Below are 6,809 nucleotides of genomic sequence, written 5' to 3' on the forward strand. Positions count from 1 at the left end.
ATGAGCTGTGAATCTTCCCTCTAAGGTGGCCACCCGCAGATCGGAGTTCATGAGGTGAACCCCTTGGCCACCAGCGCGTTCGACCTTCACGACCACCTCGCCCCCAAGGCCGACCCGGCACTGATCGCCGGCGACGAGCGGCACTTCGCGGCCATCGCGGAGAGCCTCGAGCAGACGATCGCCGAGCTGTCCGACCGCCTCGCCGCCGCGCGCAAGGCGCCCGGGGGCACCGGCCAGGAGGCCATGGACCGTGACCTGGAGATCCACCGGCTGACCGCCCGGCTGCGCACCCTGCGCCGCTTCGGCCTGGACCTGTGCCTGGGGCACATCGTCCGCGCGGACGACCCCGAGCCCATGTACATCGGACGGCTCGGCCTCACCGACCGATCCGGCCGCCGGCTGCTGCACGACTGGCGCTCGCCGGCTGCCGAGCCCTTCTTCGGCGCGACGCACGCCAACCCGATGGGCCTGACGAGCCGCCGCCGGTACCGCTGGACGCGCGGCCGGATCGGCGACTACTGGGACGAGGTGTTCACCCCGGACGGCCTTGCCAACGACGCCGCGCGCGTCGCCTTCGATGACCAGTCCGCCTTCATCGCCAGCCTGGGCAGCAGCCGGTCGGACCGGATGCGCGACGTGCTCGGCACCATCGCGGCGGACCAGGACGCCATCATCCGCGCGGGCTCGCGGGGCGCGCTCGTCGTCGACGGCGGTCCCGGCACGGGGAAGACGGTCGTCGCGCTGCACCGCTCCGCGTACCTCCTCTACTCCGATCCTCGCCTCGGGCGCCGCCGGGGCGGTGTGCTGGTCGTGGGTCCGCACCAGCCGTACCTCGCCTACGTCGCCGACGTCCTCCCCAGCCTCGGCGAGGAGGGCGTGCGGACGTGCACTCTGCTCGACCTGGTCGCCGAGGGAGCCACGGCGGCCGTCGAGACCGACCCGGAGGTGGCCCGGCTGAAGTCGTCCGCAGGCCTGGTGAAGGCGATCGAGAAGGCGGTCCGGTTCTACGAGGAGCCGCCCGCCGAAGGCATGACGGTCACCACCCACTGGGACGACGTCCGGCTCACCGCCGAGGACTGGGCCGAGGCGTTCGACGCACCGGATCCGGGCACGCCGCACAACGAGGCGCGCGACCTGATCTGGGACGAGCTGGTCACGATGCTGCTGGACCGGCAGGACGGCGACGTCCCGGCCGAGCTGTTCGCGAAATCGCTGCTGCAGAACCGGCAGTTGGTCACGACGTTCAACCGGGCGTGGCCGGTGCTCGACGCGGCCGACGTCGTCGGGGACCTGTGGTCGGTGCTGGCCTACCTGCGGCTGTGCGCGCCCTGGCTCAGCGCCGACGAGGTCCGGGCGCTGCAGCGACGGGACGCCCAGGCCTGGACGGTGTCCGACCTGCCCCTGCTCGACGCCGCCCGGCAGCGGCTCGGCGATCCCGAGACGTCGCGACGCCGGCGCCGGCAGGAAGCGGCCCGCGCCGCCGAGCGGCAGGAGCGGGCCCGGGTGGTCGGTCACCTGATCGAGACCGACGACTCCGAGATGCAGCTGATGTCCATGCTGCGCGGGGAGGATCTGACGACCGCCCTGGACGACGCGGACGCCCTGCCCGCCGCCGACCCGGACCAGCTGGCCGGCCCGTTCGCGCACATCGTCGTCGACGAGGCGCAGGAGCTGACCGACGCGGAGTGGCAGATGCTGCTCGCGCGCTGCCCGTCCCGCAGCTTCACCATCGTCGGCGACCGCGCCCAAGCCAGGCACGGGTTCACCGAGTCGTGGGAGCAGCGGCTCGAGCGGATCGGGCTGAACCGGATCACCGTGGCCTCGCTGAGCATCAACTACCGCACGCCGGAGGAGGTCATGGCGGAGGCCGAGCCGGTCATCCGGGCGGCGCTCCCGGACGCGAACGTGCCGGTCTCCATCCGCCGCGGCGGCGTCACCGTCCATCACGGGTCCGTGTCGGAACGAGACGCGGTCCTGGACGCGTGGCTGGCCGAACACGCCGAAGGCATCGCGTGCGTCATCGGCGATCCCACGTTCCGTGCGACGTCCCGCGTCCGGTCGCTGACCCCCGAGCTGGCGAAGGGGCTCGAGTTCGACCTGGTCGTGCTCGTCGATCCGCGGACGTTCGGCGAGGGCATCGAGGGCGCGGTCGACCGCTACGTCGCGATGACCCGGGCCACCCAGCGACTCGTGATTCTCACCAGTTCCTGATGTCGGGTGCAGCCGCGCCGGCCGCTGCGCTCACGGGCCATCGCAGCGCACGCTGACCATGGCTGTGCGGGTCATCGGATGTGGGCGCAGTAGGGTTCGAACCTACGACCCCTGGTTTGTAAGACCAGTGCTCTACCGCTGAGCTATGCGCCCCGTCGACGTGCGAAGGCTCAGGGTATCGGGAGACCGGCGGGACCTCGAAATCGACGCCGGACCTGCTGTCGTCGGTGCGCCGGCAGCCGTAACGCGGTGGAAAATCGGGCGGTTCCTCCCTGTAACGGATCATTGATGCTTTATGGGGCGTCCCTGGTCCTGTGAGCCGGAGGTGCCCTTCAGATGTCGTTCCACCGGAACGTCGCGGCGTTGCGTGGCCGTGTCCCGCTGGCGGTCGCGGCCGCCGTCGCCCTGATGCTCGTGTTCCTGCCCGGCGCCGACGGTGCGCCGGCACAGCCCCCGCAGACCGTCCCGAAGTCGGTCGTCCGCGCCGCGGACGACGCTCTGCCCACTGTCACGGTCGTCGCCACGGGCGGCACGATGGCGGGTCGGTCGGACACGCCGACCAGCTTCCAGCGCTATCGCGCCGGCACGCTGCTGATGGAGGACATGCTCGCCGAAGTACCCAACCTCGACGAGGTGGCGAACGTGAACAGCCTGCAGTTCGGCAACAAGGGCTCCGGCGGCTACACGATCGCCGAGCTGTACGACCTGTCGCTGGCCGTCGACAACGCGCTGAAGACGTCCGACGGGGTCGTGGTCACGACCGGTACGGACACGATGGAGGAGATCGGCTACTTCCTCGACCTGACGGTGCAGAGCCCGAAGCCGGTCGTCATCACCGGCGCGATGCGGCCGTGGACGGTCATCGGGTCCGACGCGCAGGCCAACCTGTTCAACGCGATCGTGACGGCGGCCAGCGGCAAGACCGCGTGGTTCGGCACCGTCCTCATGCTCAACGACGAGATCCACGCCGTGCGCGACGTCACGAAGACGTCGTCGTATCGGATGGACACCTTCCAGACGCCGGAGTTCGGCATCCTCGGCTACGTCGACGACCTCAAGGTGCGGATCATGCGGATGCCGGCCCGGGCGCTGCGGGTGTTCGAGACGCGGGGGAGGGTGGTGACGACGGCGAACGCGCTGCGCAACTGGCGCACGCCGTTCGATCTGACCACGATCGAGAAGGCGGAGCTGCCGCGGGTCGAGATCTTCTACAACGCCCAGGAGGCCGGCGGCGAGGCGATCGACGCCTGGGCGGCGGCCGGCGTCGAGGGCATCGTCACCGCCGGGACCGGCGCCGGCGGCATCTCCGGCGCGGCGAGCCAGGCCCGTAACCGGGCGGTCCAGGCCGGCGTGATGTTCGCGTCGACGACCCGGACCGGGTCGGGCAGCGTGTACGGCGGCAGCGGCGCGGTCTTCCCGGCCGACTCGCTCAACGCGCCGCATGCCCGGCTGCTGCTCATGATGGCGCTGGCCTTCAACGACGGCGTCGACGAGGTGCGCGCCGACTTCGTGGAGTGGGCGAGCTTGCAGGCCGACATCACCTCGGCGCTGCCGTCGCTGCAGACCTCGTAGCGGCGAGTCGCGCCGGCGGCCGGTCTCCCCGGCAAGGGAGGCCGGCCGCCGGCGGGTCGACGCCTCAGCGGGTGGGCAGCACCCAGATGGGGTTGGTGTAGAACCAGAGGTCCAGCCACGGGTCGGCGTTGCCGACGACGTCGAGGGCGGGACCCTCGGGGTCGATGGCGGCGCCGAGGAAACCGGGCTGCGAGCGGTTGCCGTCGGTGCCGCGCAGCCGGACGTAGAACGCGTCCTCGGCCCGGCCGAGGTCGTGGACGATCTCATAGCTGCCGGTGCGGCCCGAGGTGTCCCACTGCTGGACGACCCGGGTGTCGGGCGCGACGAACGTGTCGCGCTCCTCGGCATGGCCCGGTTCGACCGCGCCGCGGATGAGGTCGACGCGGTTGAGCCGTGGCACGAACTGCGACCAGTTGGGGACGTCCTGCGCGGTGATGCGGACGACGAGCTCGACCCGCGTGCCGCGGCGGACCCGCAGCGTGGAGCCGAGCGGGACGGCCGAGCCGCGGTCGCCGCGAACGCGGACGGTGACGTCGACCGACTTGACCAGCCGGCCGTGGTCGACCCAGACGCGGCCGTCGCGCAGGCCGCGCATCACGGCGAGGTAGTCGCGCTTCGAGGCGCCCACGTGGGTGCGGGAGTACAGACCGGGCCAGTAGTCGGCGGCGGTGAGGTTGACGCCGCCGCTGTACACGGGGTCGCCGTACTTGCCGTCACGGTTGAACTGCTCGCTGCTGGAGCCGTCGGGACGGCGGCTGGTGTCCCCCCAGTTGGTGTGGGAGTCGGAGTTCGCGCTGATGGACCACGGCTTACCCTCGGCCAGCAGACTGTCCCACAGCCCGCCGACGGTCGCCGTCATCCAGTCGAAGCCGCCCCAGGTGCGGTAGCTCTCGAGCGGGTAGCCGGGGAACGAGTTCGAGCTCGGGCCGCCGCCGTAGCCGCCGCGCGCCGACCCGGCGCCGACGCCCGCGGGCAGGCCGCCCGCCTGGTGGCCGGGCGCGCCCTCGAAGCCGATGGCGATGCGCGGGTCGGCGTCGCGCCAGGCACGGATCTCGTGCGGGCTGTCGACGCCCCGCCGGGCCGGGTGGTTGGCCAGGAACAGCGCGTCGTCGACCCGGCGCCGGTCGACCTGACGGCCGAGCCAGGTGATGCCGGCCAGCGCGAGCGCCTCGTTGGCCGGGCTGCTGTCGGACGTGCCGGTGACCGAGCCGTCGTAGTCGGTCTCGAACTGCTTGAGGACGGCGACCTCGTGACGGCCCGGCGCGACGAACACCGTGCCGTGCTCGGCGGCCGGGATGTTCCACTCCAGGCCCTGGAAGATCAGGGTGTGGGGAAGAACCTCACGAGCTGCCCGGATGTCGGGGTTGACCAGCTCGACGCCGATGCGGGAGTGCGTGGCGTTGCCGTGGTCGGTGATGACCATCCAGTCCAGGCCGTACGCGGCGCCGTGCTGCACCTGGTCGATGACCCGGTACATGGCGTCGGAGCTGTACTGGGTGTGGATGTGGTGGTCGCCGGCCAGCCAGTGCCGTACGCTGCCGCCGCTCGAGCCGTGGCGGTCGTCGTCGCGGCCCTCGGCCATGGCGGGGGTGACACCGGCCATCCCCAGCGCGGTGGCGCCGCCGAGAATGCCGGCCGAGCGGAACAGCCCGCGGCGCGAGAGCTGGGTGGGGGAGAGGTCGCCGTCGTCGATGGACAGGTCAAGGGCGGCGGAAGTGTCGGCGTCCACCGGGTCGCTCAGGTCGTGTGGGTGGTGGTGGAACGCGTCGTGCTCGTGTGCGTGGTCAGCGGTGTGACACATGGGTCACCTCTCCATGCCCGGGTCGACTGATGGCGGGACTATCGCGCCGGCAGGTGACGGTCAGGCGACGGCTCGGGGCGAATCGTGCGAACTGTCGGCGGCCTGCGGCCGCCGCCCCGGACGTCGGAGCGGCGGCCACGGGCGGCTCAGCGGACGCTGCGGGCGGCGGCCTCGATGAGGGCCTGCCCGACCGCCTCGGCCTCGTCGGGTCGCAGCGTCACCGTGGCCGGCGGGGAGAACCGGGTGGTGGCGGTGAGCTCGACGTAGAGGGGTTCGCCGCCGGACTGGACGACGTTGACCCCGACCAGCCAGGTCTGGTGCCAGGCGACCAGGGACGTGAGGTACTGGCGGTGCTCGGTGTGCTCACCGGCCTCGTTGCACCACTTGAGCGCGCATTCGTCGTTAGAGGCGGTGGCGGTCATCGGTCGAGCTCGCTCTCGTGCTCGAAGAACCGGCGGACGTGGTCGAGCTCGGCCTTGACGGTGGTGAGCTGGTCGACCGCCTGCTGGTAGCCGGCCAGGTACTGCTCGGCGGCGTCGACCGCGGTGGCCGCGCGGCCGAGCAGCTCGTTGCCGGTCTCGGCGACGAGGATGCGCCCGGCCCGCCAGTCGACCTTGCCGCGGAAGCCCAGCACGAGCCCGCCGAGCCGGGCGGTGAGGGCGTCGAGCCGGGCGATGATCTGCTCGTCGGACAGGCCGGGCAGGTACCGCTCCCGGGCGTCGGCGAGCACGGCCGGGGTCCAGCCGGCCCGCTGCGCGGTGTCGGCGATCTCGGTCAGCTGCCGGGCCAGGGTGCGGACCTCGGACGGCGTGACGGAGACGTCGGCCCGCTGGCCGGACTCGGCGGGTGCGAGACGGATGTCGATGGCGGGTCCCTCGGTGTCGTGCCAGGCGATGATCTCGCCGACATCGTCGCTGAGGAACGCGGACCGGGCGATGACGTCACGACGGTCCGCGGCTGGTGTGGTGGCCACGGGTTCCTCCAATGGAGTCGCTCATGAGCTGACTGGGGGCCGGGGGAGCCGTCGTGGCCATGCGGATGGGGACGGCGCCGCCCAGCAGCCGAACCCCTGAACGGGGACGGCATGAAGATGCGCGTCGGGTCGCCGTGCCGTCCCACCTTGAGCGGCCGGTACGAGACTGTCCGGCCGGATGCCGCGCCTCGTGCTCGATAGCATCGCCAGCGCCCTCCGGGGAGGGGTGGGTGCTATGGGGTCATGGTAGGG

The 6,809-nt window shown here is 71.9% G+C and carries 5 protein-coding genes and 1 tRNA gene; 2 read left to right on the top strand and 4 right to left on the bottom strand.

The genetic code is table 11. The features are described 5' to 3' along the window. Positions 1-54: 54 nt before the first annotated feature. Entirely contained in the window at positions 55-2,211 is a 2,157-nt protein-coding gene (gene helR / locus E1262_RS09005) for an RNA polymerase recycling motor ATPase HelR (RefSeq protein WP_132102786.1), read from the top strand. An 81-nt stretch (positions 2,212-2,292) separates the two neighbouring features. Here helR and E1262_RS09010 read toward each other — a convergent pair. Then, positions 2,293-2,364 (bottom strand) — tRNA-Val (locus tag E1262_RS09010). 183 nt (positions 2,365-2,547) lie between these two features. On the opposite strand from E1262_RS09010, the gene E1262_RS09015 reads away from it, so the two are divergent. Continuing rightward, the gene (locus E1262_RS09015; protein ID WP_132102787.1) at positions 2,548-3,783 is read left to right on the top strand and encodes an asparaginase; all 1,236 of its coding nucleotides are present in this window, start codon (positions 2,548-2,550) and stop codon (positions 3,781-3,783) included. 64 nt (positions 3,784-3,847) lie between these two features. On the opposite strand, the gene E1262_RS09020 is transcribed toward E1262_RS09015, so the two are convergent. The 3 genes from E1262_RS09020 to E1262_RS09030 all read right to left on the bottom strand — a co-directional run bounded on the left by E1262_RS09020 (position 3,848) and on the right by E1262_RS09030 (position 6,557). Beyond that, positions 3,848-5,584: a PHP domain-containing protein gene (locus E1262_RS09020; protein ID WP_132102788.1), complete on the bottom strand. Its 1,737-nt coding sequence runs from the start codon at positions 5,582-5,584 to the stop codon at positions 3,848-3,850. 146 nt (positions 5,585-5,730) lie between these two features. Next, positions 5,731-6,006: a hypothetical protein gene (locus tag E1262_RS09025; RefSeq protein ID WP_132102789.1), complete on the bottom strand. Its 276-nt coding sequence runs from the start codon at positions 6,004-6,006 to the stop codon at positions 5,731-5,733. Next, positions 6,003-6,557, bottom strand: a complete 555-nt coding sequence (locus E1262_RS09030; RefSeq protein ID WP_132102790.1) for a hypothetical protein — start codon at positions 6,555-6,557, stop codon at positions 6,003-6,005. The genes E1262_RS09025 and E1262_RS09030 overlap by 4 nt, the downstream gene beginning before the upstream one ends. Between the last annotated feature and the right edge of the window lie 252 nt (positions 6,558-6,809).

It is taken from the genome of Jiangella aurantiaca (assembly GCF_004349105.1).
Taxonomy (GTDB): domain Bacteria; phylum Actinomycetota; class Actinomycetes; order Jiangellales; family Jiangellaceae; genus Jiangella; species Jiangella aurantiaca.

Excerpts from the sequence above, each read along its gene's own strand:
- E1262_RS09025 (WP_132102789.1), bottom strand. The coding sequence starts at position 6,006 with ATGACCGCCACCGCCTCTAACGACGAATGCGCGCTCAAGTGGTGCAAC.
- E1262_RS09015 (WP_132102787.1), top strand. The coding sequence starts at position 2,548 with ATGTCGTTCCACCGGAACGTCGCGGCGTTGCGTGGCCGTGTCCCGCTG.
- E1262_RS09020 (WP_132102788.1), bottom strand. The coding sequence starts at position 5,584 with ATGTGTCACACCGCTGACCACGCACACGAGCACGACGCGTTCCACCAC.